This window comes from Neorhizobium turbinariae (assembly GCF_023223505.1).
In the GTDB taxonomy this organism is placed as follows: Bacteria; Pseudomonadota; Alphaproteobacteria; order Rhizobiales; family Rhizobiaceae; genus Neorhizobium; species Neorhizobium turbinariae.
Map to the genome: position 1 here is coordinate 89,242 of NZ_JALPRY010000006.1, position 12,851 is coordinate 102,092.

12 protein-coding genes are annotated in these 12,851 nt (G+C 60.4%); 5 read left to right on the plus strand and 7 right to left on the minus strand.

The features are described from left to right. The first annotated feature begins 9 nt into the window (after positions 1 to 9). The 5 genes from M0654_RS04850 (at position 10) to M0654_RS04870 (ending at position 5,672) form a co-directional block, all read left to right on the plus strand. Positions 10 to 1,248, plus strand: a complete 1,239-nt coding sequence (locus M0654_RS04850) for an extracellular solute-binding protein (RefSeq protein WP_248682070.1) — start codon at positions 10 to 12, stop codon at positions 1,246 to 1,248. A 58-nt stretch (positions 1,249 to 1,306) separates the two neighbouring features. After that, positions 1,307 to 2,227, plus strand: coding sequence for a carbohydrate ABC transporter permease (locus tag M0654_RS04855; protein ID WP_248682071.1), 921 nt, complete (start codon positions 1,307 to 1,309; stop codon positions 2,225 to 2,227). After that, the gene (locus M0654_RS04860; RefSeq protein ID WP_248682072.1) at positions 2,224 to 3,084 is read left to right on the plus strand and encodes a carbohydrate ABC transporter permease; all 861 of its coding nucleotides are present in this window, start codon (positions 2,224 to 2,226) and stop codon (positions 3,082 to 3,084) included. The genes M0654_RS04855 and M0654_RS04860 overlap by 4 nt, the downstream gene beginning before the upstream one ends. Before the next feature lie 148 nt (positions 3,085 to 3,232). Continuing rightward, a complete protein-coding gene (locus M0654_RS04865; protein ID WP_248682073.1) occupies positions 3,233 to 4,627 on the plus strand; it encodes an FAD-binding oxidoreductase in 1,395 nt (464 codons plus the stop codon). 103 nt (positions 4,628 to 4,730) lie between these two features. Next, positions 4,731 to 5,672: a nucleoside hydrolase gene (locus M0654_RS04870; RefSeq protein WP_248682074.1), complete on the plus strand. Its 942-nt coding sequence runs from the start codon at positions 4,731 to 4,733 to the stop codon at positions 5,670 to 5,672. Between the two features lie 51 nt (positions 5,673 to 5,723). On the opposite strand, the gene M0654_RS04875 is transcribed toward M0654_RS04870, so the two are convergent. The 7 genes from M0654_RS04875 to rhaS form a co-directional block, all read right to left on the minus strand. Beyond that, positions 5,724 to 6,653 carry a pseudouridine-5'-phosphate glycosidase gene (locus M0654_RS04875; protein ID WP_248682075.1) on the minus strand — a complete coding sequence of 310 codons (930 nt, stop codon included), beginning with the start codon at positions 6,651 to 6,653 and terminating at the stop codon, positions 5,724 to 5,726. 30 nt (positions 6,654 to 6,683) lie between these two features. Then, positions 6,684 to 7,793: a PfkB family carbohydrate kinase gene (locus tag M0654_RS04880; protein ID WP_248682076.1), complete on the minus strand. Its 1,110-nt coding sequence runs from the start codon at positions 7,791 to 7,793 to the stop codon at positions 6,684 to 6,686. A gap of 77 nt (positions 7,794 to 7,870) precedes the next feature. Beyond that, the gene (gene rhaM / locus M0654_RS04885; RefSeq protein ID WP_248682077.1) at positions 7,871 to 8,191 is read right to left on the minus strand and encodes an L-rhamnose mutarotase; all 321 of its coding nucleotides are present in this window, start codon (positions 8,189 to 8,191) and stop codon (positions 7,871 to 7,873) included. Beyond that, on the minus strand, positions 8,191 to 9,189 hold the full coding sequence (locus tag M0654_RS04890; protein WP_248682078.1) for an ABC transporter permease: 999 nt from the start codon (positions 9,187 to 9,189) through the stop codon (positions 8,191 to 8,193). Before M0654_RS04890 ends, rhaM begins: the two co-directional genes overlap by 1 nt. Further along, positions 9,186 to 10,175 carry an ABC transporter permease gene (locus M0654_RS04895; protein ID WP_248682079.1) on the minus strand — a complete coding sequence of 330 codons (990 nt, stop codon included), beginning with the start codon at positions 10,173 to 10,175 and terminating at the stop codon, positions 9,186 to 9,188. Before M0654_RS04895 ends, M0654_RS04890 begins: the two co-directional genes overlap by 4 nt. A 9-nt stretch (positions 10,176 to 10,184) precedes the next feature. Beyond that, a complete protein-coding gene (locus M0654_RS04900; RefSeq protein WP_248682097.1) occupies positions 10,185 to 11,654 on the minus strand; it encodes a sugar ABC transporter ATP-binding protein in 1,470 nt (489 codons plus the stop codon). Between the two features lie 189 nt (positions 11,655 to 11,843). Next, positions 11,844 to 12,839, minus strand: a complete 996-nt coding sequence (gene rhaS / locus M0654_RS04905; protein WP_118852217.1) for a rhamnose ABC transporter substrate-binding protein — start codon at positions 12,837 to 12,839, stop codon at positions 11,844 to 11,846. Between the last annotated feature and the right edge of the window lie 12 nt (positions 12,840 to 12,851).

Consider the following 12,851-nt stretch of genomic DNA (forward strand, 5'->3'; position numbering starts at 1 on the left):
AGGAACACGATGAAGAAGTTGATTTTGAGCGGCATCGTGGCGCTCAGCGCGCTGGGAGTGAGCATGCCGGCCTGGGCCCAGGAGCTCAGCTTCTGGAGCTGGCGCCAGGAGGACAAGGCCCAATACGAAAAGTTCATCAAGGCGTTCGAAGAAAAGAACCCTGGCATCACGGTGAAATTCGAAACTTTCGAAGCCACCAACTACAACACCATCCTCTCGACGGCACTCGCCGGTGGATCGGGACCAGATGTCCTATTTGCCCGCGCCTATGGCGGTCTGGAAAACGTCGCCAATGCTGGTTACCTGCTGCCGCTCGACAAGTCCAACGTGCCGGCGCTTGAGAGCTTCGCTCCCGCCGCGATTGCCGCCGAGACCATGCGCTCCACCAAGGTAACCTATGCGGTACCCTTTGCCAGCCAGACGATGCTTGTCATCTACAACAAGGACATCTTCGACGCGAACGGCCTGAAGGAGCCTGAAACATGGGATGAACTCGTGCAGGCGTCGGAGAAGCTGAAGGGCGCGGGCATCATGCCATTCGGCAACGGTACGGCGACCGCTTGGCAGAACGAGGTCATGGTCGGCGGCATCGCATCGACGCTGATGGGCCGCGGCTTCTACGACGACCTGATGGCCGGAAAGGCTGATTTCACCGACAAGCGTTATGTCGAAGCGCTCGCCAAGCTCAAGGAGATCACCAAGTATTTCCCGGATGGCTTCATCGGCCTCGATTATGCATCGTCGCAGCAGCTCTTTGCATCCGGCATGGCCGGCATGTTCGTCGGCGGTTCCTATGAACTGGCGAACTTCAAGAAGCAGAACCCGGACATCAAGATGGGCATCTTCGCCATGCCCGGCATGAAGGCGGACGATGAGAAGCTGGTCGCGCAATATTTCGACGGTGGTTATGCGGTCAACGCCAAGACGCAACACAAGGAAGCCGCGCTGAAGTTCGTCAACTTCCTGGCGAGCCAGGAGTTCGGCCAGATGTTCGCCGACGAGCTGAACAACATCTCGGCTGTTCCCGGCGTAAGCTTCAAGGATCCGCTGTTGGCGGAGGTTGCCGAACTCAACAAGAACTCGATCCCCTACATCATGCTGGTGCACTTCCGCTTCGGCGAACCGTCGGGCTCGGTTCTGTTGCAGGGCGAGATCCAGAAGCTCCTGAGCGACAAGGCGACGCCGGAAGAAGTCGGCAAGAACCTGACGACCGGTCTTGCTGCCTGGTACGAGCCCTTCAAGAAATGATGCAGGCGGTGGCGGTCGGAACGCGGTCGCCACCCGTCCCGAACCCGAAGAGTTCTTGATGCACGGATCACCCCTGCTGGCGCGGCGACTTTGGATAACGGCGCTGATCGTGCCGCCACTGGCTTTTGTCGCCCTGTTCGTCGTTTATCCGATCATTTCCGCCTTTGCTTATGCCTTCTTCCAGTGGCATGGCCTGGCGCGGGGCGAATTCGTCGGTTTTGCGAATTTCTACAAGGTTCTGTTCACCCAGCCCTATGCCGACTGGACGGTGAACGCCTTCCTCAACAACGTCCTCGTCTTCTTCGCCCTGATGGTGCTGCAGAACGGGGTCGGCTTCCTGCTTGCATATTTCCTTTGGCGCGAACTTCCGGGTGCTGCCTTCCACCGCGTCGCGGTGTTCCTGCCGGTCGTGCTGTCGACGATCATCGTCGGCTTTCTGTGGAAGCTCTTCCTGCACCCGCTGTTCGGCGTCGTAAACATATCACTGCGAGGCACCGGCCTTGGGTCGCTTGCGCAGCCCTGGCTCGGTCAGGAGGGAACGGCGCTCTGGGCGCTCATCATCGCCAATGCCTGGCACATGGTGGGGTTCCCCACCCTCGTATTTCTCGCAGGCATGCAGCGCATCCCGGGCGAAATCCTAGATGCGGTGCGGATGGAAACGGAAAGCGAGTGGGTGAAGATCAGCAAGGTCGTCTGGCCGCTGGTTGCGCCAAGTGCGACGATTGTCTTCACGCTGCTTTTCGTCGGCAGCTTCAACTGGTTTGAACTGCCTTACATCATGGCCGGTGTCGACGGTTCGCCACACAAGGCAACGGATGTGCTCGGTCTGTATTTCTACCGCACCGCCTTTGGAGACCAATCCGGTTCCGGCCAGGACTTTGGCGCCGGTAGCGCCCTTGCGGTTCTGATCTTCATGTTCATCGCGGTGGTCGCAGGCTTCATCACCTTCCGGCTGCGGGCCCGAGAGATCCAGATATGAGCACCGCCGAAACCTATTACGATCGGAAAGGCCTGCTGCAGACGCTCGGCCGCGACGGACTGATCCAGATCATCCTGATCCTCAACACGATCGTGATGCTCGGGCCGCTGGTGATCATGTTCTTTGCGGCGTTCAAGACGAACGCGCAGATCTTCCGGTCGCCGTTCTCTTTCCCGGACTTCACGAATGTCACGAATATCGTGAAGATCTGGACGCAGACGAACTTCCTTCGTTACCTCCTGAACTCCGTCATCGTCACCGGATCCTCCATCGTCATCATTCTGACGCTCGGTACCATGGCAGCCTATGCCATCGCGCGTTACCGCTTTCGCGGTTCAGGCTTCGTGTTGATGTTCTTCGTCGCTGGGCTGACCTTGCCCCTGAAGCTTGCGATTATCCCTCTCTTCATCCTGATGCGCGACCTCGGGATCCTGAACACGCAGTTGTCGCTTATCGTCATTTATGTGGCGATGGGCCTGCCAACGACCGTCTTCATCATGACCGGGTTCATCCGCACGCTGCCGAACGAGTTGGAAGACGCAGCGCGAATGGATGGGGCCAGCGAGCCCCGCATCATGTGGTCGGTCATGTTGCCGCTGGTGCGTCCAGCGCTGGTGATCTCGGGCATCCAGAACCTGGTGCCGATCTGGAACGACTTCTTCTTCCCCCTGATCTTCATCCAGAAAGACAACCTCAAGACCCTGCCGCAGGGCCTGACCACCTTCATGGGAGAGTATACGACGGACTGGGGCGTGCTCTTCGCCGGTCTGATGCTGTCGTCTGCGCCGGTGATCATCATCTACATCATCCTGTCACGCCAGTTCATCAACGGCATGACGGCGGGCGCAGTCAAATAGACGGCTTGCGGACGAGATCCAAACTCGGCAAAGAGTAGCGCCATCACGGTCGGCGGCCCCTCCCATCCAATGCAGATCCACAACGGTTCAGCACGCTTCGGGTTTGGCCGCGGCCAGGGAATGGCATTGTGGATAAGAGGTCAAACAGATGGATCAGCTTCTTCCGGACCCAGTGCGGTCCTTGCTTGCGCAATTGCAGGAGAAGCTTGATCCTGCTGCAGTCGTGCTCGATCCCTCGCTTCTCGATGCCTATGCCGCCGACGCGACGGGACGTGGTGCGGTGCCGCTGGCAGTCCTTCGTCCCAAGACGACCGAAGAGGTCTCCACCATCCTGCGTCTGGCAAACGATCTGCGGCAACCGATCGTCGTGCAGGGCGGTCGCACCGGTCTGTCCGGTGCCTCCCGGCCGCAGACGGGTGAAATATCGCTATCGCTTGAGCGGATAAACGGGGTGGAGGCGATCGATCGGGCGGCACAGACCATGATTGCTGGCGCCGGGACCCCAATGCAGACCATTCAGCACGCAGCCGAAGAGGCCAATCTCTATTTCGGCGTGGATATAGGCGCTCGCGGTTCTGCTACAGTCGGCGGCAATATCGGCACCAATGCCGGCGGCATCCGCGTGTTGCGATATGGCATGTACCGCGCGCAGGTGCTGGGCGTGGAAGCCGTTCTCGCGGACGGGACCATCGTATCGTCCCTGAAGGGGCTGGCGAAGGACAACTCCGGCTACGACCTTTCACCGCTTTTTATCGGCACCGAAGGCACGATTGGCGTCGTCACCCGCGCCTGCCTGAAGCTGCATCCGAAGCCGAAGATCGAGCGCAACGCATTTGTGGCGCTGCCGTCGCTCGCTGCCGCACGGGAACTGCTGGCAAGGCTACGAGTGGAGCTTTCCGGCTTGCTCTCCGCCTTCGAGGTAATCTTCCCGAATGCCTACGAGAAGACTGTGCATTTCATGGGCATTCGGCCTCCGGTCGAAATCGGCGCCGGGATGTATGCGATGATCGAGATCCAGGGTCAGTCTCCCGACCAGGATAACGAGCGCTTCGAAGGCTCCCTTGCGCAGGCGCTGGAGGATGGCTTGGCGACCGATGTCGTGCTCTCCAATTCCCTGCGCGATGCCGCAGCGTTTTGGGCCATCCGTGATGGAATCAACGACTTCCTGGATAGCGCCCACGTCCATACCAGCTTTGACATCTCCGTTACGCTCCGGCGGATGGAGGAGTTCCTGGATGCCGTGAAGGGACCGATTGATGCGGTCGACCCGCAAAACCAGACCTATATCTTCGGGCACATGGGCGATGGAAACCTGCACTACTGCATGTCGACCATTGCCTATACGGCCGTGGCAGACATCATCTTTCGGGGCATTGCTAACGTCGGTGGCGGTGTGACTGCCGAACACGGCGTTGGCACGGACAAGAAACACTATCTCTCCTATGTCCGCAGCGCCGCCGAAATCGACGCGATGCGCCGGCTGAAACGGGCCTATGACCCGAACGGTATCCTCAATCCCGGCCGTGTCTTCGACCCGGCCTGATAAGCGACAGGCGCAAAGTCCCGCACTGGACTCTGCGCTCGTAGCTGGGGTAGGGATCAGCCCCACCACCAGCGCATTGCAGACATCACATAGAGTAAGCCTCATGGTAGAAAAGATCATCATCGACACAGATCCGGGCCAGGATGATGCCTTGGCGATCCTTCTTGCGCTGGCTAGCCCGGAGCTTGAGGTGCTCGGCATCGTCGCGGCGGCCGGCAATGTGCCGCTGTCGTTGACCACCGTGAATATCCGCAAGGTCTGTGAACTCGCCGGGCGCTCCGACGTGAAGGTCTTTGCCGGCTGCAGCCAGCCGATGGCGGGTCCGCTGGTGACGGCGGAGTACGTCCATGGCGCAACTGGCATGGACGGCGCGGACCTGCCCGACCCGACGATGCGGCTACAGGAGCAGCACGGCGTAGACTTCATCATCGACACCCTGATGCGGGAACCTGCCGGAACGGTGACGGTCTGCACCCTTGGCCCAATGACCAACCTCGGGCAGGCCATCACCAAGGCGCCCGAGATCGCTACCCGCATCAAGCGGGTGGTCCTGATGGGCGGCGGTTGTTTCGAAGGGGGCAACATCACCCCGGCCGCAGAGTTCAACATTTACGTTGATCCAGAGGCCGCTGCCGTTGTGTTCGCTTCCGGTGCGCCCATCGTCGTCATGCCGCTTGATGTCACCCACAAGACCCTGACGACGCGTCCGCGGGTCGAAGCCTTTAAGGCGATCGGAGGGCAACTGGCTGAAGTGCTTGTCGGCTGGCTCGACTATTTCGAGCGCTTCGATGTTGCCAAATACGGCAGTGACGGCGGCCCGCTGCACGACCCGAACGTGATCGCTTACCTCTTGAAGCCGGAGCTTTATTCCGGCCGCCATTGCAACGTGGAGATCGAGGTCAACTCGCCGCTCACCCGGGGCATGACCGTCACGGACTGGTGGGGCGTGACCGACAGGCCGAAGAACGCGACCTTCATACGTGATGTGGACGCCGATGGTTTCTACGCACTTCTGACAGAACGTCTGTCGCGTCTTCGCCGCTAATGGTTCAGAGCGAGCCGACGGGTCGGCTCGCTCGATTTCTTTCGGTCGTGATCAGCGGTCGGATTTCTTCATCGCGGCGTAGGCCACCGCCATCTGTGCAGCCAAACGGGCGTTATTTTTCACCAGTTCGATATTGGCCTTGAGGCTTTCGCCATTTGAAAGCTCGTTGATGCGCGCCAGCAGGAAGGGCGTCAGCTCCTTGCGGCCGATGCCTTTTTCATCAGCCTCGCGGACTGCATCAGCAATCGTGCCGTCGATGAACTCATGCGTCAGAGCCGCAGATTCAGGGATCGGGTTGGCGATCATCAAGCCGGTGCCGGTGCCAAGCTTGTGGTGCAGGTGCATGGCCTGCGCGATCTCTTCCGGCGTGTCGAGGCGGTGGTCGGCCTTGTAGCCACTCTCGCGCGTGAAGAAGGCGGGAAAGTCTTCGGTGCCGTAAGCGATCACCGGCACCCGCTGCGTTTCCAGATATTCGAGCGTCTTGGCGATATCGAGGATCGACTTCACGCCGGCGCAGACGACGGCGGTCTTGGTGCGGCCGAGTTCCGTCAGGTCCGCAGAGATATCGAATGTCTGTTCAGCGCCGCGGTGTACGCCACCGACGCCGCCGGTTGCAAAAATGTCGATGCCCGCAAGATCGGCAAGCAGCATCGTGGCGGAAACCGTCGTACCCGCCGACTGCTTCTTGACCATCGCGACGGCAATGTCGCGACCGGACGCCTTCACGACGTTCTTGGCTTGCGCAAGTTCGTCGAGTTCATGGCGCTCGAGGCCGACGCGCAGTTCACCATTGATGACCGCAATGGTCGCCGGCACGGCGCCATTTTCACGAATGACGGCTTCGACGCCCAGCGCGGTCTCCAGGTTTGCCGGATAAGGCATCCCGTGGGTGATGATCGTTGATTCCAGAGCGACAACAGGGCCGCCGCTTGCAACGGCATCGGCAACTTCGCGGCTCAGCTTGGGTTTTAGAAGGGTCATCTGCCTATTCCTTGATGTTGTTCCGGCCAGTCAGCCGACGAGACGGTGCATATTGGCCTGCAGGAAGTGTTCGGAAAGTTCGGTATGGACGCTGCCGTGACTTTCGGTGGTGAGCGTGCCGAGGAGGGAGCCTGTGCGGGCGGCCTGATAGATGTCGTCCCCTTGGAGGATGCGGTGGAGCGTCCCGGCGATCATGGCGTCACCCGCGCCGGTCATGTCCACCGGTGTGGCTTGAACGGCGGGGAAGCTTCGCCCGCCCTCTCTGCCGGCAACAGCGATACCGCGAGCCCCCACCGTGACGACCGCCTCTTCAGCGCCTGCCGCTTGCAATGCCAAGGCCGCTTCTTCCGGGTCAGTGATCGCATCGCCCGCGCCACGCCGCAGGACGGCATTGGCCTCGTCGATATTCATGAACAGAAGGTCGATACCGCTCAGATTCTCAGGGAGGCGGGTAGCCTTCGGTGTCGACACGGCGTCGATGGCCAGTTTGAAGCGCGAGCGCTTGCGTTTGGCGATGATGGCGGCAAGCGTCTCGGCAGGCGGATTCGTATCACTGAAGACCCAGTTCGCGGCGGCGAGGTGCGGCCAGATGCGATCAAAATGCGCCGGCAGCAGAAGGTCGAAGATGCCCATGTCGGCGATGCCGAGCACGAGGTCACCCCTCATGTCGAGGATTGCTACATATTCGGCGGTGGACCGGTCCTTGGAGGTGACAACCTGGCTTACATCGATGCCGCGGTCGCGCATGTATTTCAGCAGCGCGTGCCCGCCATCATCGTCCCCAACAATCGAAACGAAACTCGTCGTGGTGCCAAGCAGGGCGAGGTTTTCGGCAACGTTGCGCGCCACGCCACCCATCGAACGGACGCTGTCTGCGGGATTGGACGTCTCGAATACAATATCCGCTTTGGCGCGATATTTTCGGTCCAGCACCGCACCGCCAATGCACACCGCTCGGGCATCCGTCGGCACGACGTAGCCTCGGCCAAGGATGTAGCCCTTCTGCATGAGTTGCACGATGTGAGCCGCAACCGTCGATCGGGCAACATTCAGTTGGTCAGCAATTTCCTGCTGACCTGCAAAGGGATTGTCTCTGATGATCGCGAGGACGGCAGCCTCTTGAGGAGAAAGGTCTTCCAATGACGGGCACTCGTTGAACTGCCACCGTCATGGCAAACAGTTGTTTTGATGTCAACAACTGTTGTGGGTTTGGTTGCTTAAGGCAGGTGAAAGACGGGCACAAGATCCTTAGCTACTGGGGAACCATCCGGGTTGGTCTCCATGATGTCGCCCATATGCGCCCACCATTTCTTCATCACCGGGTGCTCTGGCAGGCTCCCCATGCCGTGGTCAGCGGGCCGGCTCAGGATGGCGAACAGTATGTTGGACTCCGGATCGAGGTAGATCGAATAGTCGCTGACGCCGGCGCCGTGGAGCAGATCCACCAGTTCCGGCCAGATTTCATCATGCCGCCTGCGATACTCCGCCTCCATCCCAGGATTGAGCTTCATCTTGAAAGCGTATTTCTCTGTGGTCATCAACGCATCTCCCGGATACGGCGGACAACGATCGGCACGGCGATCGTGATGATCAGCAGCAGGCCGACAAAAATGGACATCACGATTCCCGGCACGTTGAGAAGCCCAAGGCCGAAGGTCACGAGCCCCATGACGAAGGCGGCTATTACCACGCCACCAATCGTGCCCGCGCCGCCCAGGATGGAGACGCCGCCAAGCACCACCATGGTGACGACTTCGAGCTCCCAGCCTTGCGCAATTGACGGGCGCGTTGATCCAAGGCGAGAGGTGAGGCAGACGGCTGCGACACCGGACATCAGGCCCGTGAGCAGGAAGAGAATGAACTTCACGCGCTCAACCGGGATGCCGGAAAACCGTGCAGCAAACTCGTTATTGCCGATGACGAAGACCTGGCGGCCGAAATTGGTGGCATGCAACAGTATCGCGAAGAGGACGGCCAGCACCCCGAACAGGACGAACTCGAAGGAAAATACCCAGGCGACATAACCCTGCCCGAAGAAGGCGAAGTTTTCAGGATACTTGCCATAAGCCTGGTCACCCAGCACAATATAGGAGATGCCACGGAAGAGGCTCATTGTGCCGATGGTGACCACGATCGAGGGGAGCTTCAGGCCCGAGACGAGCAGCCCGTTCACCGCGCCGCAGCCCAGACCGATACCCAGACCGATCGCCACAAGGCCCGGGGTGCCGATGCCCATCTGAGCGGCCGCACCCATGGCCGTCGATGCTAGCGCGATGATCGCTGCAACGGACAGGTCGATCTCGCCGGAGATCACCAGCATCGCCATCGCGAAAGCGATCATGGCTTTCTCAGTGAAATTGAACGTGGCGTCTGACAAGTTCCAGGCGTTCAGGAAGTATGGGGAGGCGAGTGCATTGAAGATGAAGATCAGCGCCGCCACGCCGAACAGCAGAACCTCCCAGCTGGCAAGAAGACGAGAGGTTCTGTTTCCGAGCCGATCGGGAATGACGCGTTTGGTGGAAACCGCTTCGTTCATGGGGACACCTCCGGTGCCGCTCGGTCACGTAGGATGATGCGGCCGACCTTGCGTTCGGCACGCGCATTGAAGACGACTGCGAGTACGATCACGACGCCGGAGATCGCCATCTGCGCGAATGGCGAGATACCGATAACCGGGAGCGCGTTCTTGATGATACCGAGGAAAAGAGCGCCAAGCAGGGCGCCCGCAACAGAGCCGATGCCCCCGGCAATCGATATGCCCCCGATGACACAAGCGGCTACAGTATCCAGCTCGAAGCCGATGGCCACGTCGACATAGGCGACGGCGTAGCGGGAAACCCAAAGGTAGCCGCACAGGCCGGCCAGCGCTCCCGAGAGCATGAAGGCGAAGAACCGCGTCTTGCCGGTGTCGATCCCAGCATAAACGGCCGCCGTCGGATTGCCGCCAGAGGCGTAAGCCGCGCGGCCGAAGGGCAGCCGTGTCATCACGAACCAGGCGCCGACCACGATGATGATCGCAACCCAGGACAGGATGGGCAGGCCAAGCACCGGCAAGCGCGGAACGTTGAGGAAGGATTGGGTCATCTGGTGCGCGTTCACCCAGCCACCGCCTGAAAGCACGAAGGCCATGCCGCGATAGATCGTGAGGGTCCCGAGCGTAACCACGATCGGCGGAATCTGCAGCGCCCAGACGAGGTAGCCGTTGATCGCACCCAGGAAGGCGCCGATGCCGATCGCCATGACGATGAGCAGAGCTAGCGGTACGTCCGGGTAAGCAGCATTGGTCATCGCAACGGCCATGCCGGTAAAGGCGAGGTTGGCTGCGACTGAGAGGTCAATCGATTTTGTCAGGATCACGGTCATCTGGCCGAGCGCCAGGATGATCAGGATCGACGTGTCGTTGAAGATGTTGGCGAGATTGCCCGGCGCGGCAAAACCGGGTGCCCGGGTGGCGAAGCCTGCAATCATGATCGCGATGATCATGACAAGCAGGGATTCCCTGTTTTTGAGCAGCTTTTTCATGATGTGGCCTCACGCATTGCCGGTCGCCGCTCGCACAAGTGTTTCCGCCGTCGCCTGCTCGCGCCCGAACATGCCGGCGATCAGGCCTTCGCGCATCACCATCACCCGATCGGACATGCCGAGGATCTCCGGAAGCTCGGAGGACACCATGATGATCGACAAGCCTTCTGAGGCGAGCTCACTGATGAACCCGTGAACCGCCGCCTTCGAGCCGATGTCGATGCCTTTGGTCGGCTCATCGAGAATGATGACCTTCGGCTGGGTGGCCAGCCATTTGCCGATCACCACCTTCTGCTGATTGCCGCCGGAAAGCGTGCCGACAGGCACGGAAAGCGCAGCCGCGCGCAGATCAAGCCGCTCGGCGTATCTTCGCGAGAGCGCCAGCTCGTTTGCAGCCTTCAGGAAGCCGCCGCGCGAGGTGCGGGAAAGCGAGGGAAGCGACATGTTCTGGAAGATCGGCATCGGCAGTGCCAGTCCGTGGCGACCCCGCTCCTCAGGGACATACACGATGCCGGCGCGAATCGCGTCTCCCGACGAGCTGATCTGAAGCGGCCTGCCTTCGAGCGTGAGGGTGCCGCCGGAGGGACGTGTGACCCCGAAGAGTGCCTGGCAAAGCTCCGAACGGCCTGCGCCGATCAGGCCGTAGATGCCGAGAATTTCGCCCCGGCGAAGCTCGAAGGAAATGTTATGGAATTCCGTCGGATGCGAAAAACCTTGTACCTGGAGCACCGGCGCCCCGATCTCGACCTTGGTCTTCGGGAAAACATCCTTGACGTCGCGCCCGACCATCAGCCGGACAATCTCGTGCTGGCTCGTGTCCCGCAGCTTTCCATGGCCGACCGCGCGTCCGTCACGGAACACGACGAAGTTCTCTGCGATCTCATAGATCTCGTCAAACTTGTGGCTGATGAACAGGATCGCCTTGCCTTGGCGCTTCAAGCCCTCGATGATGCGGAAGAGGTCGTCGATTTCCTTGCGGGAAAGGGCGGCGGTTGGTTCATCCATGATGACGATGCGCGCTTCCACCGACAATGCCCGGGCAATCGCCACGAGATGCCGCTGGGCGATCGAGAGATCGCGCAGGCGGATTGTCGGGTCGATGTCGCTTTCGAGCGCCCGCAGCAGGTCCCGCGACCGCTTGTTGATCGCGCTCCAGTCGATCATGCCAAACCGTGTGCGAGGCGCATGGCCGATAAAGATGTTCTCGGCGACGGTGAGGTCGTCGAAGAGCACGGTTTCCTGGTGAATAGCGGTCACACCGGCATCAATGGCCGCCTGGGCGGCACTGAAGACGACCGGCTGCCCGTCAACCAGGATTTCGCCCTCGTTGGGGCGGTAGATGCCGGTCAGGATCTTCACCAGAGTCGATTTGCCGGCGCCGTTTTCACCGATGAGCGCCGTGACTTGGCCCGGGTAGAGCTTGATATCTACCTGATCCAGCGCCTTAACCCCGGGGAAGATCTGGCTGATACCGCGCATCTCCAGGAGCGGCGCAGTTTCGACCAGCGGTGCCGGGCGAGGAGGGCTATCCTGGACTTGGGTAACGCCGTTCATCATGCGTGGCCGTTGTTCTCGCTGCCGCAACTTCAGACGTTCTTCTCCCCTCGGGGAGAAGGTGCCGGTAGGCGGATGAGGGGTCTCCACCGCCTACCGTCGACAATGTGCCGATCAGAAGATCTTTGAGAACTGGTCGATGTTCTCAGCGTTGTAGACGAAGGGATCCGCCATGGCTGCTTCGCCATCGTCGCCGATCTTGATCGTACCCATGCGGCCTGCCTGAATCTCGGATCCCGGCTTGCCATCCGCATCACCCTTCACGAGGTGGTAGGCGATCTGGGTGGCAGAGTAACCGAGATCAATCGGGTTCCAGATCGCGAACTCCTTCGTCGCGCCCGACTTGATGGCGCCGGCCATTTCGGAAGGTAGGCCAAGCCCGGTCACGTAGACCTTTCCGATCATGCCGGCATCCTTCACAGCTTGCGAGGCAGCCAGAACGCCAACGGTGGTCGGTGCGACAATGACTTTGACGTTTGGCTGCGACTTCAGGAGCCCCTGAGCCTCGCGGTAAGACTTGTCGGCCAGATCGTCACCATAGACGGTCGTGGCGAGGTTGAGGCCGGGGAAATCATTCAATTGCTTCTTCATCTCGGCAATCCAAGTGTTCTGGTTCGTCGAGGTGGTGGTGGCGGAAAGAATGGCGAAGTCACCCTGGCCACCTTCCAGATGGTTCTTGGCAAGCGTCAGGCACATCTTGCCGATCAACTCGTTCGACGACGGGTTGAGGTGCATGATGCGGCCTTCCTTGGCGACTGCGGAGTCCCAAGAGATCACCTTGATGCCGCGCTGCGCGGCTTTCTTCAGTGCCGGGATGACGGCGTCCGGGTCGTTGGCAGAGATAGCAATCGCATCCACGCCCTGCGCGATCAGCGAATTGATCACCTCGATCTGGCCTTCCGCGGTTGTCGTGGTCGGGCCGGTATAGATGATCTCGACCCCGCCGAGTTCCTTGGCGGCTTCCTCCGCCCCCTTGTTGGCCGCTTCGAAGAAGCCGTTGCCGAGCGATTTCACGACCAGTGCGATTTTCATGTCAGCGGCGCTGGCAGCATTGGCCATGGCGGCGACTGCCAGTGCCACGCCGATCATCAGTTTCCTTGCAAGTTTCATGTTCAGTCCTCC